The sequence below is a fragment of the Bacillus sp. C1 genome (assembly GCF_054570475.1).
The window spans coordinates 79533-93111 of sequence record NZ_JBTMZT010000003.1 but is presented as its reverse complement, the minus strand read 5'-3'; the positions used below and the strand labels follow the sequence as shown (position 1 = coordinate 93111).

The window sequence follows — 13579 nt, the reverse complement described above, 5'->3', positions numbered from 1 at the left end:
GTCATAACAGAGTTTTATGATAGGAATGTGAGCAGCATTATTTCCAAGATGTATAAGACTTGTTAAAATTATTATTTGACGTTAAAATTACACTTTATTAAGGAAGGAATGGAGGAAACACATCGTGGAAATGTTTCATTTACCGAAAGCATTCCTACAAATGAATACGATTTTTATCTCAATTTTAATTGAAGCACTACCATTTGTGCTAATTGGTGTATTTATTTCAGGATTCATTCAAATGTTTGTGACAGAAGATATGGTGGCGAAATGGATGCCAAAAAATCGATTTCTGTCTGTATTATTAGCTACTTTCCTTGGAATGATGTTTCCGGGTTGTGAGTGTGGTATCGTTCCAATTGTAAGGCGGTTAATTGGGAAAGGTGTCCCCCCGTATGCCGGAATTGCATTTATGTTAACGGGACCTATTATTAATCCGGTTGTATTATTTGCCACATACGTTGCGTTTGGAAGTAGTATGCATATGGTATGGTACCGTTCGATTGTGGCAATTATCGTTGCTGTAATTGTTGGACTCATATTATCATTTATGTTTAAAGATCATCAATTGCGTGATGAACATTTTCCAGAAGAGGATCATAAACGTCCATTGCGTAAGAAAATATGGGATGTTTGTACACATGCGGTTGAAGAGTTTTTCTCAATGGGGAAATATTTAGTGATGGGAGCGTTAATTGCTGCTGCTGTTCAAACGTTTGTACAAACTTCGACATTACTTACTATAGGACAAGGGCCGTTTTCCTCATCAGCAGTTATGATGGGACTTGCTTTTATTTTATCATTATGTTCAGAGGCAGATGCTTTTATCGCATCTTCTTTCCAAAGTACGTTTTCAACAGCATCACTTGTCGCGTTCCTTGTTTATGGACCGATGGTGGATATTAAAAATATGTTTATGATGTTTGCGACATTTAAAACAAGATTTGTAATTATTGTGACAGTGACAGTTACACTTGTTGTTTATGCAAGCTCACTACTCATTTATGCGATGGGGTGGTAGATTATGTTTCGGGCATATATATTATTAGGGTTTACAATTTTAATAGCACAGCTTCATATTTCTGGTAATATAACAAAGTATATTAATATGAAGTATGCGTATTTATCCACAACAGCTGCAATTATTTTAGGGTTTTTAACAATTATTCAAATCATCGTTGTGTTCCAAAAGGAACATAAAAATGAAAAAGATCAGCATAGTTGTGGTTGTGATCATAGTCATTGTGGACATGATCATTCAAAAGATGAAAATACATGGTGGAAACGCGCCTTTTCATATTCATTATTGTGCTTTCCTATTATTTCAGGATTGTTTTTTCCAATCGCGACGTTAGATTCAGACATTGTAAAAGCGAAAGGATTTCATTTCCCAGTTTCACAACCAGATAGTCAAGATCCGTTTATGAGAAGACAATTTTTAAAACCAGATACGAGCATTTATTATGCGAAAGAAGGATACAGAGATGTAATGGAAAAAGGGAAAAAACAATTTGTAGATAAAGATAAAATAGCTTTAAATGATGAGAATTTCTTAAAAGGAATGGAAACAATCTATAATTATCCTGGAGAATTTGTCGGGAAAAAGCTTTCTTTTAAAGGATTTGTCTTCCGTGACGACTCTGCAAAGAAAGAGCAATATTTCTTATTCCGTTTTGGTATTATTCATTGCGTAGCCGATTCGGGTGTATACGGAATGTTAGTGAAAAAGCCAGATGGAGTAGAGTGGAAAAATGATGATTGGATTGAAGTTGAAGGTGAAATTTCAACTGAGTTTTATCAACCATTCCACGCAAACATTCCTGTTTTAGAAGTAACAAATTGGAATAAGGTTGAACAACCGAAAGAGCAATATGTATTTAGAGGAGCAGATTGATTCTAGGAAGGCACTGAAAAAGGAAACAATCGTGCGCATGTTAAAAATATGTTAAAAGTAGAAGGGAGCCCTTTGCCTGTATATAGTAGGGTAATGGGCTCCTTTTTCTTATGAAGTAGCTTAGAATGAAAAGCGGACATCTAAAGATAGATGTCCGCTTTTATAGTTTTTTAACTATATATCACCCTTAAAGGTAGCTAACTAACAAAAACAAGCAGCACCAACGATGATTAAGAGGATAAATAGTACGACAAGTAATGAAAATCCATTTCCACATGCAAAGCCCATTGTTATTTCCTCCTTTTATTGCAGAATACAACATACAATATGCAAATCCACTCTTGTTTGACAGGGACATTTATCACGAAATCTTGTTTTTTTTGTATGTTAAATTGAAAAAAAAGGAACGATATAGGGATAAAGGATTTTGAAGAAAGGATTTTATCCATGAAAAAATGTATAGCCATTTTGTTATGTATCATCGGCGTATTTATATGGATGAACATCGATCTAGAAATGGAGAAGAAAATGATCAATAAGCTTGAAATATCACAAATTCGATATGGGAATTTTCAATTATATACAGATGGGAACGATTTGAATCGAAATTTATTTGACGATATAAATCATGCGAAAAAGTATGTCTATATTCACTTTTACATTGTTGGTAAAGATGAAGTGAGTCAGGAATTTTTAAAAATATTAGAACAAAAAGCATTGAGTGGTGTGGATGTGAAATTATCAGTAGACCGTATTGGTGGTTATAAAATTAAGAAAAAAGTGATGCAGCAGTTAAAAGAAACGGGTGTTAAGTTTACTTTTAGTAAAAAGTTTAAATTAAAAAACTTTTTTCATTCATTGCATCAACGAAATCATCGCCGCATCGCAGTGATTGATGGCGAAGTTTCTTATATTGGTGGTTTTAATATTGGAGAGGAGTATCTTGGGAAGGATCCTAAATTTGGGAGATGGCGTGATTATCAATTACGTATTGAAGGAGATGGAGCAGTTGATATGGAAAGGAAATTTGCAGAGGATTGGTATGCAGATACAGGTGAAAAGCTTTCTTTGTACAAAGAACCACATCAGCAAGGGAAAGTAAAGTACCAATATGTATTTTCAGATGGGAAGGGGCTATGGCAAGAGTATGGAGCATTAATTAACAAAGCTAAAAAATCATTAATTATTGCAACGCCATATTTTGTACCAAGTAGGGAAATGATGAATGGTTTACAAGAAGTCCTGAAACGCGGTGTGACTGTAAAGATTTTAGTTCCTTTCAAAAGTGATGCTCTGTTATTAAAGCAAGCAGCTTATCCCCATTTGAAAAAGCTACTAGATGCTGGTGCTGAAATTTATCAATACCGGAATGGTTTTTTTCATGGAAAAGTAACAATAATTGATGATACAAGTGCGGATGTAGGGACAGCTAATTTTGATAATCGTAGTTTTTATATAAATACAGAATCGAACTGTTTTATCTATGACAAGGGAGTTGTAGCTGAGGTGCGGAGGCGGCTACAGGAGGACTTTCATGATTCGAAGCGTTTGGTTGATAAAGATTTTGAAAAAATTAGTAGTTGGGACTGGTTTTTAGCGAAGGTAGCAAATGTTCTTGCTTTCTATTTGTAGGCATACATTAGAAGAAAGGGGGGAGCTATACTATGAGATGTATGGAAGAATTATTGAAGTGTAGTTATGAAATGATTCATATGATGGGTGAGTATTTGAATAGAGTAGAAGATGAGGAATTAGGTGATATATTAAAACAGCATTTACCTTATATTTTGCAAGCATATAATGAACAAGTGAACTTTCAAGAAGGTGAAAATATACAGCATATGATTTGCGAGCAACTGAAGTCTCCCCTTATACAAAATGGTGTATCAATGAAGAGTACAAGTAAGGGGGATATTGAAATTGCGATTTCCTATATTTCAAATTTAAAAAGATTAGCACTCAGATTTGCTCAAGTTGCTGTAGAAGTTGCAAATCCGGAATTTCGATCATTTTTGGAAAACTGCTTTGTTAAAATGAATCGTTACGCATATAGCATATGGCAATATGTTGTGAAAAAAGAATATACAATAGAAAATATATATGCAGATGAACGGTTTGCATAGAATGAAAAACAAGACAGCATATGAGTTGTCTTGTTTTTTTGACAGAAATTATAAGCTTTTCACCATTCCTCCATCAACAAGGAAAGATTGTCCGGTTATATATGTATTTGCATCGGATGCGAGGAATACAGCGAACACTGCGAATTCGCTAGGGTGACCGTATCTCCCAAGAGGGATAGTAGCTTCATATTGTTTTTGAACGTCTTCTACTGTAATTCCATGCTTTTCAGCAAGTGTTTGATCCAGAGAAGCGATACGGTCTGTAGCGATACGTCCTGGCGCAATTGTATTAATTAAAATATTATGTGGAGCAAGCTCAGTTGCTAATGTTTTTGCTAAGCCTGTAATACCGACGCGGAATGTATTCGATAATAGTAATCCGGGGATAGGTTCTTTAATAGAAGATGAAGCAATGTTAATAATTTTTCCGCCTTGTGTTTTCATATATGGTAGTACTTCGCGAATCATGCGAACGTAACTTAATAAATTAAGTTCAAATGAATGGTACCAATCCTCGTCTGTTAATTGTTCAAAGGTACCAGGCTTAGGGCCACCGGCATTGTTTACTAAAATATCAATTGTACCAAAGGTTTGTATAGTATATTGTATCGCTTGTTCTATACTTTCTTTGTTTGTAACATCACAAACTGTATACATGACATTACCTTTATTAAGGGTGAGCAATTCCTTTTGTAAGGCTGCTAGCTTTTCCTCACTACGACTCAGTATCATAACATTTGTTCCTTCTTTTATAAGTTCCGCAGCAATTGCTTTTCCTAAACCTTGACTAGAAGCGACAACTAGAGCAGTTTTTCCAGCTAATCCAAGTTCCATATGTATCAACCTTTCTTTGTGAGATACCTTTTATTATAAGTGAAAATAGTACAAAATGAAAAATAAACGCTTCTGTTATCAGAAAATTTACATAAATTTACCTTATCTTTACGTTTTTCTCATATTTTCTTCAAAAAAGAGAAGTAATATGAGATTGTACATATTCTATCAAAAGGGGGATAAGCAAATGAATAAATGGGTTAAATCTTTAACTGCTATGGCACTTGCGAGCTCTTTATTTATGGTAGGTTGTAGTAATGGTGAGGACGAAAAGAAGGATGAGGACACAACGACGCAGCAAGAAGAAAAGAAGGATCAGGAAACGAGCAAAGATAGCAGTTCTTCAGATTCAAAGGAAAAAAAATAATATTTTGAATGACAGGCTTCCTCATGAGTTGAGGAAGCTTTTTTAAATTTTGAGAAAAAATAGAGGTATATAGTAAATTGTGGAAGTTAGCGCGTAGGTACGGTGTATTAAAAAACCACCCCTAAAAAGGGATGGTTAAAAAAGAATGTAACATACAAAAATGATGATCATAATAATTTGTAAAATCGCTTTTGCTACTGTGCTGCTTAAAAAGCCGACAACTGTAGCAATCCCGACCATAAACGCTTCTTGCGGTGTCTTTTTATGCATGATTTCTGTTACAAAAACAGAAATAAATGGAATGATAATGAGACCAAATGGTGGGAAGAAAAAGGAACCGATAATAATAGATATCATTCCTACACGTTCGCTCCATTTCGTGCTCCCATATTTTTTTAAAAAGTATCCATTTGCAATAAAATCAGCAACGAAAATAATGATGGTAAAAAGGATTTGAAGGATCCAAAAACTCATTGTTAGTTCGCCACCATTTATGCCAAAATGATAAATAAAATATCCAGCCCACAATGCAAGTATGCCTGGAATGATTGGATAAATAAACGCAATAAACGATATGATAAAACATGCAATTATACAAAGTGTTAATAGAATGGTCACTTTATATCTCCTTTTGACTATCTAGTTTATGTACAGCGACTTTCTTAATTTGGTGTCCGTCAAGTTCTAATGCTTTGAATTGGAAACCAGCATATTCAATTGAGTAGCCAGCTTTAATATTTAAATCAAGAGCTTGGGATAGAAGCCAACCGCCAATTGTGTCTAAATCACTATCATCAATATGTAGACCAAACATATCATTTACTTCGGAAATGAGTACTTTCCCATCTAGTACAGTGAGTTTTGGTGTCCGTTTTTCGATCATTGGTGGTTCATCTGCATCAAACTCATCTTGAATTTCACCAATAATTTCTTCAATAATATCTTCCATTGTTAATAGACCAGCTGTCCCTCCGTATTCATCCATTACAATTGCCATTTGAACACGATTTTTTTGGAGATGAATCAATGTTTTACGTATTGGCACTGTTTCAAAGACAGTTAAGACTGGATGTATATACGCTTCTAAAGGTTTGTGAATTCCTTTCGTTTGATCATGAAAAATTTCTTTTGTATTTATCATACCAATGATATCATCTTTATCTTTTTCTATAATCGGATAGCGTGTATATTTCTCAGAAGCGACAATTTCCATGTTTTCTGCCAATGTATTCGCTGTAGATAAGCAAACCATTTCTGTACGAGGTACCATAATTTCTTTGGCAACACGATCGTCAAACTCAAAGATATTGTTTACATATTTATATTCAATTTGGTTAATTTCGCCACTTTTAAAGCTTTCACCTAAAATAAGTCGTAATTCTTCTTCTGAGTGAGCGAGCTCATTTTCTTTTGCCGGTTCTAAGCCGAATAGTTTTGTAAAAAATACGGCAGTACCATTAAGTAACCAAATAAAAGGATACATGATTTTATCAAACCAGATAAGTGGTTTAGCAAATTTTAAGGTAATTGCTTCAGCTTTTTGAATCGCAAAAGATTTCGGAACAAGTTCACCTAATACAACGTGGAAAAAAGTAATGACACTGAAAGCGATGATGAAAGATAGTGTATTAGCCACTGTTCCAGTAATGTTCATTTTTTCAAATAGTGGTCGTAATAAGTGTTCAACAGTTGGTTCACCAAGCCAACCAAGTCCTAAAGATGTGATAGTAATACCAAGCTGACAAGCTGATAAATATACATCTAAATTAGAAAGAACACTTCTAGCAGCTAGTGCTTGCTTGTTTCCTTCATTTGCAAGCTGATCAATTCGACTTTTGCGTACTTTTACAACCGCAAATTCGGATGCAACGAAAAAGCCAGAAATGAGGATAAGTACAAAGATGAGAAAAATATTTAATATGTCCAAGTGTGTTCTCTACTCCGAAGTTGGAATAAAGATGTCACCTCCTGCAAGTATGTTATACTTTTATAATAAATCGAAACGAAAATAATAGTCAAAGGAAATGAACAAATATTGGCATGTTTTTCTAAAAAATTATGAGTTTGTTGGTATTTTACCCGGAATGAAAGAGGGTTAACCCTCCATTTTTTTAGGCGGGAATTGTTTGTAATTATTTAATCCTTATTTTGGAAAAGGCATAAGTTTGATGTTTCGACTGGTTCGTTGTCCATACGGATTGCAGAAAGGAAAGGATGGTGTATGGAATATAAAGAAGTAGCAGTCCAGTTGTAACCACAGTTGGTGAACTTCCTCCAAATTGAATAATAAATTGCAGTAATCCTTTCGTATGAAAAATACATTCCATATAAAAGAATGACAAAATAATGGAATTAAAAATGAATGTATGATTTGAAACGATTGCCATAAATAATGTATGAATGAGAAAAGATGAGTCATACATATTATGTTTTTCAGTTTTATTTAAAAATGGAATCCATTTTTTTATTGCCTGTATAACGATAATCATTGATGTACTACATATGATGATGAGAGAAGAAAGAAATGGAATTGTTATGTACTTTGCGATGTGTAAAGAAAGTAAAACGATAGAACATTGTAATAAGGCGGTACCGAATGAGTATGGAATCCAGCGCAATACGACAGTATATTTTTTAAATTGCTTTGGTACTTTTACAAATAAACGTCCGATCGCTAAGCTAATCGAAAAACCAAGTACAAGCGTAAATGTAAAGCGAACGATCGATAAAAAGTATATTTCCCACATATAAGGGAATAGAAGTGTAGATTGTCCTTGAGCATGTAACGTTGTAGTTGAATTTATAGTAGGTTGAGATGAGAAAAGAATAGATTCATGTATCCAATCAATCGCTGGAATGGATATGTATGGAAAATGAGTGAAACTATAAAAAATTTCAAGCAAACCGTTTAAATAAGAAGATTCATGTGTTAATAATATAGCGGGAATAGGGCTTATTATAAGAATAAGTACGCCCCCAGCTAAAAGGCGATATGTGTAAGAACGAAATAATGAAGACATAATACTTCACCTACTCTTTGAAAATTCAGAAAATTCTTATTCTTATTTTAGCGTTTTTTTGCATGAGTTACAATATCTTTTTCTTTATATATAGGTACGGTATATTATTTGATGAATATCGACTTATGCAGAATGATAATCTACTAGGACTCTCCACAAGTGAATCATTCATGAACAAATAATGACAACAATGCGAAAAGTTTTCAGAAAAATTAAATAAAATATTTATTTTTTTTTGAAAATATAATATAGTTATGGCACAGAAAGTATTTTAACATAAGGAGGATTTTTATGAGAGTTAAAGGGAATTATGTGCCAAAAAAAGATGTTTTATATTGCCGTATCTCATTTACAATAGGTGAAGCGTTGGAGCATTTAAATAAAACAGGTTATCGCTGTGTACCAGTTTTAGATGAAAAGAAAGAAAAATTTTTAGGAAATGTATATAAAGTAGATATTTTAGAATATAAAGGTTCATTGGAAGATGATTTATCAAAATTATTAAATAATAAAGATGGCTATGTGAGAGAAGACTCTTCTTTCTTTAAAGTATTTTTTACAATTAAAAAGCTACCATATTTATCCGTTATCGATGAGAAAGGGACGTTTCTTGGGATTTTAACTCACAAAAAGGTATTTGAGTTATTAGAGGATGCATGGGGTGTTCATTCTAGCAAGTATTCTGTTATGGTGGGAACACAAGATTATAATGGAGCCATTCAGAAACTATCTACAGTTTTGAAAAAATATAGCGGTATCCAAAGTTTAATGACATTTGATAATGATGCATTATTAGTACGTAGAATTATGTTTACGTTGGGTGCCGCATTTAAAACAGAAGAGTTAGAGACTTTATTGAAGGATTTAGAAGATCACGGATTTCGCGTTGTATATGTAGAAGATATGAATAATTCAAGTGAAGTGGAGACAGTAGAGTAAACTTGGAAAGCCATCTGTATGAATTAGATGGCTTTTCATTATAGTTGATATTATTTTAAAATAAAAAATGCCTATTTATTTTTAATGTTTTCCCGAAAATTATGTATAAAAAATATATTTCTATTTTTCAACTAAATGTGTTACTATATTTGTGACGAAAGCAAAGAAGTCTGACGAGTTTTACTCCACGGTATAATACTCTGATGATTTAAATATTCAAAAAAATCAAAAAATAATCAGAGTAAGAAAAAGTGGAGAAAGACATTGCTTTTAGAGGCATATATAATCAACATGAGTAGAGAGGAGGATGCGTAGCATATTGTGAAACGATAAAGACAATAAAGAACATGCTATGCAAAAGAGAGATGAAAGGACGATTGAGGACAGGAGATACGATAGCAATTGGTTTAATGTTGTTTGCATTATTTTTAGGGGCAGGCAATTTAATTTTCCCACCGGTATTAGGACAACAAGCTGGAGAAAATGTTTGGATTGCCACAATTGGATTCCTTGTAACAGGAGTCGGACTTCCTCTATTAGCTGTAACTGCGGTCGCTTTTGTAGAAGGAGACTTGAAAGCGCTATCCTCTAGAGTACATCCTATATTTGCGTTTATTTTCCCATTGGTTAGTTATTTAGCAATTGGGCCATTCTTTGCAATCCCGCGGACAGGGGCCGTTTCTTTTGAAATGGGAATGAAACCATTCTTAACGGAAGCGTATGTATCAGAATGGTACATGTTATTTCTCTACACAGCAGTTTTTTTTGGTATTACATGGTATTTATCGTTAAACCCATCAAAATTAATTGATTGGTTTGGAAAGTTTCTTACACCGTTATTGGTATTAATTGTTGCTGTAATTGTTGGGAAAGCAATTATTAATCCAATCGGGGCACCCGCTGCACCTATAGAAGCATATAAAGAGAATGCGTTTTTTGGTGGATTTATTCAAGGATACTTAACGATGGATGCCATTAGTGCACTTGTATTTGGCATCGTTGTTGTACAAGTTATTCGTTCAAAAGGGATAAAAGAGAGCGGACAAATTGCAAAAATAACAATTGTATCCGGAATTATTGCTGTATTAGGTTTAACATTAATTTATTTATCACTTGCTTATCTTGGTTCGACAAGTACATCACTTGGCGTTTCTGATAATGGAGGTCTTATTTTAACGAAGGTTGTAAATGAGTTATATGGAACAAGTGGCAAAATATTATTGGGTCTTGTTATTACACTCGCTTGTTTAACAACTTCAGTTGGACTGGCATCAGCATGTGCAGAGTTCTTTACAAACTTATTCCCAAAAGTATCACATAAAATGATTGTAACATTGGTATGTGTGTTCAGTTTAGTTGTATCAAACTTAGGATTAACACAACTTATTGCTGTAACATTACCAGTATTAATGATTATTTATCCTGTTGCGATTGTATTAATTGTACTGTCTTATTTCCATAAATGGATTGGACAGCGAAATACAATATATATTGGTGCTATTTTAGGTGCACTAGTTATTAGTTTATTTAACGGCTTAGAAAGTGCGAATATTAAGTTTGATGCAATAACAAATGTCCTGCAAATGCTTCCCTTATATAAGGAAGGAATTGGTTGGTTACTACCATCATGTATTGGCGGAATTATCGGGTATTTTCTACATAGACCAAACGAATCAAGTGAGTTGCAAAAGAAAGGTGCTTAGGCATCTTTCTTTTTTTAGAGGGAATCTTCATGTTTTGTCTAAAGGATAATGTGGGAGGGAGAATGAAATGGCTACATTTGAGTATTTTTTACAATTAGATTTACGTATTGGAACGATAATAACAGCAGTGGAATTTAAGGAAGTGCGTGTACCTGCAATTAAGCTAGAAATCGATTTTGGTGAACTTGGTATGAAACAATCCAGTGCTCAAATTACAGAATTTGTGAGCGGGAAAGCCCACGTGCTTTAGCCGTGGGAGTGGTCGATACAACTTGATATAGAAGTCCAAAATGGAACATCTATTAGTTAGGCTAGGAGGGATGAGAAGTGGAGCTTGGAAAGGTTTATTTAGAAAGTGCAATTTCCAACTTTAAATCGATTCAAAATCAAGGAGAACGGACACTTTCACAGTTATCATATGAACAAATTAGTTGGATACCTCATGAAGAAGCAAACAGTATTGCCATTATAATTAAACATTTATATGGAAATATGCGTTCAAGATGGACGGATTTTTTAACGACAGATGGTGAAAAGTTAGACCGGAATCGTGATGGTGAATTTGAAGGCGGTTATGCTTCAAAAGAAGAAGTGTTAGTAGCATGGAGGGACGGCTGGGGATATGTTTTTCAAGCGCTGCAATCATTAACTCCGCAAGATCTGTTAAAAATCGTTCATATTCGGGGGGAAGCGCATCGTGTTATGCAAGCGATTGACAGGCAGATCGCTCATTATGCATCACATATCGGACAGATTATTTATGTTGGAAAATTGCTGAAGGAAAAAGAATGGGAATGTTTAAGTATTCCTAGAGGACAGTCTAATGGTTATCTTCAAAAGTGACGTTCCATATAAATAAGAAGAAATAAAACGATATAGAATGGGAACTAAAAAATAAATATATACATCCAATTTGATTTTCTAACAGATATATTATGGTTATGAAGAACAGACAGAGACATTCACTCATTTTCTCCTTCTGTTTTCACAAAAAAGGCACTGACCGCTTCTATCCATAGCCGGGTGTTCTCATCCATCTGAAAAGAATGGTTTGATGTTAGTTTTTTAATTTGGATTGATGTATTATGTTCTTCTTAAGTTAGTTACTAGTTTATAAGTAAGAAGATATAAAGAATATACCCCGACATAGGCCCCGGTAATGAGAAATATTGGGTTCAATAAGATACCGTGAATGGTTGTCATAAATACTAAGCCGTGCAGTACAACATCGTATATGTTAAAAGCAATTTGTATACCTAGTATATATAATGAAAGATAGGCACAAATATCTAAAAAAATACGAATTTTAGGGTGTGCTGCAAGTAATAAAAAAACACATGATAAAACAATAGGAATGATACCTATAAGTAGCTTCAATTCACTTCACCTCTAAGATAATATAGCCGGAATTTAGGCGGTCTATTCTCGATAGCTTGTACATAAGTTGGAATGGAGAGGGTGATGTTATGAATCGAGGCTTTTTCTATGTAAATGTAACAAGTGTACGAAAACTTATTTTATTTGTTGTCATTATGATGTTAGCAATTTTTTTTCTTATTAGTATGATGGTGACTTCATTAAAAGAAACAAAGTCAGCATATTTATATAATTGGTTGAATGAGCTATCAATGAACGGCTATATGTATGTGATTGGAAAAGAAAATCATTATTTTACACAAGAATATCGGAATTTAAATCAAGAGTTTTCCATTTCATCTTTTCTTTTTTCGACGGCGACAAATATTAGATTTGATGATGTGCGCAGTTTCGTCGGAAAGGAACTTCCAGGATTCGGAAAATATGATACAGAAATTGTCATTGCTGGTGAAGGGACGAATTATTCTAATTTGCCTATTGAGTCGAGCGTGCCGCTTGAAGAAGTGGTGAAAGAGCGTACAGGAGAAGCGGGTCAGGTTCCGAAGACGGATCCGAATAAAGAGAAGAAACAACCCGCTCAAACTACAGGGGAAAGACAAGTAGCCTTTATTTATCATACGCATAGCTGGGAGTCTTATTTGCCGTTATTAAATTCTACAAATGATCCAAATCCGAATAAAGCGACAAGTTCTGTGACGAATATTTCTATTTTCGGAGATAGATTCCGTGAGCAATTAGAAAGTGAAGGTATAGGAGCAGCTCTTGATAAAACAGATGTCGGAAAAAGACTGATTAGTAGAGGGTTAAATGATACGAGTTCTTACAAAATGTCTCGGGAAATTGTACAGGAGGCGATGGCAGGCAATAAAGAACTTCAATACTTTTTTGATTTACACCGAGATAGTGCTCGTAAAAATGTCACAACAAAAGTGATTGAAGATAAAGCGTATGCGAAGCTTGCTTTTGTCATTGGAAAAGGAAATAAAAATTACACAAAAAACTTACAACTAGCAACTGCACTACATGAAGCGATTAATAAAAAATATCCAGGAGTAAGTCGAGGGGTTATACAAAAGGGTTTTCAAACAGGGAATGGTGTTTATAATCAGGATTTATCAGGGCAAGCGATTTTAATTGAAGTAGGAGGTGTAGATAATACATCTGAAGAATTAAATCGATCCGTTGATATATTAGCGAAGGCATTTAGTGAATATTTTTGGCAAGCAGAAAAGGTGAATGGGTGAACGTAAGCAATGTGCTTACGTTTTTTTGTTCCAAAAAAGAAAAATAAGAACCAAGTTCTTTTTATAAATAAAAACTCA

At 34.0% G+C, this 13579-nt stretch carries 15 protein-coding genes and 1 pseudogene; 10 read left to right on the top strand and 6 right to left on the bottom strand.

What is annotated here, in order from left to right:
• Window positions 1–124: 124 nt before the first annotated feature.
• Together ACX5JI_RS11455 and ACX5JI_RS11450 are read left to right on the top strand one after the other, a co-directional pair.
• A complete protein-coding gene (locus ACX5JI_RS11455; protein ID WP_459501170.1) occupies window positions 125–1021 on the top strand; it encodes a permease in 897 nt (298 codons plus the stop codon).
• Between the two features lie 3 nt (window positions 1022–1024).
• On the top strand, window positions 1025–1894 hold the full coding sequence (locus ACX5JI_RS11450; protein WP_459501169.1) for a TIGR03943 family putative permease subunit: 870 nt from the start codon (window positions 1025–1027) through the stop codon (window positions 1892–1894).
• A gap of 201 nt (window positions 1895–2095) precedes the next feature.
• Here ACX5JI_RS11450 and ACX5JI_RS11445 read toward each other — a convergent pair whose 3' ends face one another.
• Window positions 2096–2182, bottom strand: a complete 87-nt coding sequence (locus ACX5JI_RS11445) for a YjcZ family sporulation protein (RefSeq protein WP_343266989.1) — start codon at window positions 2180–2182, stop codon at window positions 2096–2098.
• Between the two features lie 159 nt (window positions 2183–2341).
• Here ACX5JI_RS11445 and cls point away from each other — a divergent pair, with 159 nt between their 5' ends.
• Window positions 2342–3526 (top strand): cardiolipin synthase, encoded by a 1185-nt coding sequence (cls, locus tag ACX5JI_RS11440; RefSeq protein WP_459501168.1) that lies wholly within the window; start codon window positions 2342–2344, stop codon window positions 3524–3526.
• Window positions 3527–3558: 32 nt separating this feature from the next.
• Window positions 3559–4017, top strand: a complete 459-nt coding sequence (locus ACX5JI_RS11435; RefSeq protein WP_459501167.1) for a spore coat protein — start codon at window positions 3559–3561, stop codon at window positions 4015–4017.
• Window positions 4018–4065: 48 nt separating this feature from the next.
• Here ACX5JI_RS11435 and ACX5JI_RS11430 read toward each other — a convergent pair whose 3' ends face one another.
• Window positions 4066–4851, bottom strand: a complete 786-nt coding sequence (locus ACX5JI_RS11430) for an SDR family oxidoreductase (protein ID WP_459501166.1) — start codon at window positions 4849–4851, stop codon at window positions 4066–4068.
• Window positions 4852–5038: 187 nt separating this feature from the next.
• Here ACX5JI_RS11430 and ACX5JI_RS11425 point away from each other — a divergent pair, with 187 nt between their 5' ends.
• Window positions 5039–5218 carry a hypothetical protein gene (locus ACX5JI_RS11425; RefSeq protein WP_459501165.1) on the top strand — a complete coding sequence of 60 codons (180 nt, stop codon included), beginning with the start codon at window positions 5039–5041 and terminating at the stop codon, window positions 5216–5218.
• Window positions 5219–5353: 135 nt separating this feature from the next.
• Here ACX5JI_RS11425 and ACX5JI_RS11420 read toward each other — a convergent pair whose 3' ends face one another.
• The 3 genes from ACX5JI_RS11420 to ACX5JI_RS11410 all read right to left on the bottom strand — a co-directional run bounded on the left by ACX5JI_RS11420 (window position 5354) and on the right by ACX5JI_RS11410 (window position 8238).
• Window positions 5354–5836 (bottom strand): DUF456 domain-containing protein, encoded by a 483-nt coding sequence (locus ACX5JI_RS11420; protein WP_459501164.1) that lies wholly within the window; start codon window positions 5834–5836, stop codon window positions 5354–5356.
• A gap of 1 nt (window position 5837) precedes the next feature.
• The gene (locus tag ACX5JI_RS11415; protein ID WP_459501163.1) at window positions 5838–7145 is read right to left on the bottom strand and encodes a hemolysin family protein; all 1308 of its coding nucleotides are present in this window, start codon (window positions 7143–7145) and stop codon (window positions 5838–5840) included.
• Between the two features lie 205 nt (window positions 7146–7350).
• Complete coding sequence (locus tag ACX5JI_RS11410) at window positions 7351–8238, bottom strand: hypothetical protein (protein WP_459501162.1); 888 nt, start codon at window positions 8236–8238, stop codon at window positions 7351–7353.
• Between the two features lie 291 nt (window positions 8239–8529).
• Here ACX5JI_RS11410 and cbpA point away from each other — a divergent pair, with 291 nt between their 5' ends.
• The 4 genes and pseudogenes from cbpA (at window position 8530) to ACX5JI_RS11390 (ending at window position 11723) form a co-directional block, all read left to right on the top strand.
• Complete coding sequence (cbpA, locus tag ACX5JI_RS11405; protein WP_459501161.1) at window positions 8530–9177, top strand: cyclic di-AMP binding protein CbpA; 648 nt, start codon at window positions 8530–8532, stop codon at window positions 9175–9177.
• Between the two features lie 365 nt (window positions 9178–9542).
• Window positions 9543–10880: a branched-chain amino acid transport system II carrier protein BrnQ4 gene (brnQ4, locus tag ACX5JI_RS11400; RefSeq protein WP_459501160.1), complete on the top strand. Its 1338-nt coding sequence runs from the start codon at window positions 9543–9545 to the stop codon at window positions 10878–10880.
• A 67-nt stretch (window positions 10881–10947) separates the two neighbouring features.
• A pseudogene (locus tag ACX5JI_RS11395) lies at window positions 10948–11100 on the top strand (tRNA-binding protein); the annotation flags it as partial.
• Between the two features lie 107 nt (window positions 11101–11207).
• The gene (locus tag ACX5JI_RS11390) at window positions 11208–11723 is read left to right on the top strand and encodes a DUF1572 family protein (RefSeq protein ID WP_459501159.1); all 516 of its coding nucleotides are present in this window, start codon (window positions 11208–11210) and stop codon (window positions 11721–11723) included.
• A gap of 240 nt (window positions 11724–11963) precedes the next feature.
• On the opposite strand, the gene ACX5JI_RS11385 is transcribed toward ACX5JI_RS11390, so the two are convergent.
• Window positions 11964–12257, bottom strand: coding sequence for a hypothetical protein (locus ACX5JI_RS11385; RefSeq protein WP_459501158.1), 294 nt, complete (start codon window positions 12255–12257; stop codon window positions 11964–11966).
• 89 nt (window positions 12258–12346) lie between these two features.
• Here ACX5JI_RS11385 and spoIIP point away from each other — a divergent pair, with 89 nt between their 5' ends.
• Entirely contained in the window at window positions 12347–13501 is a 1155-nt protein-coding gene (gene spoIIP / locus ACX5JI_RS11380; protein WP_459501157.1) for a stage II sporulation protein P, read from the top strand.
• The last annotated feature ends 78 nt before the right edge of the window (window positions 13502–13579 follow it).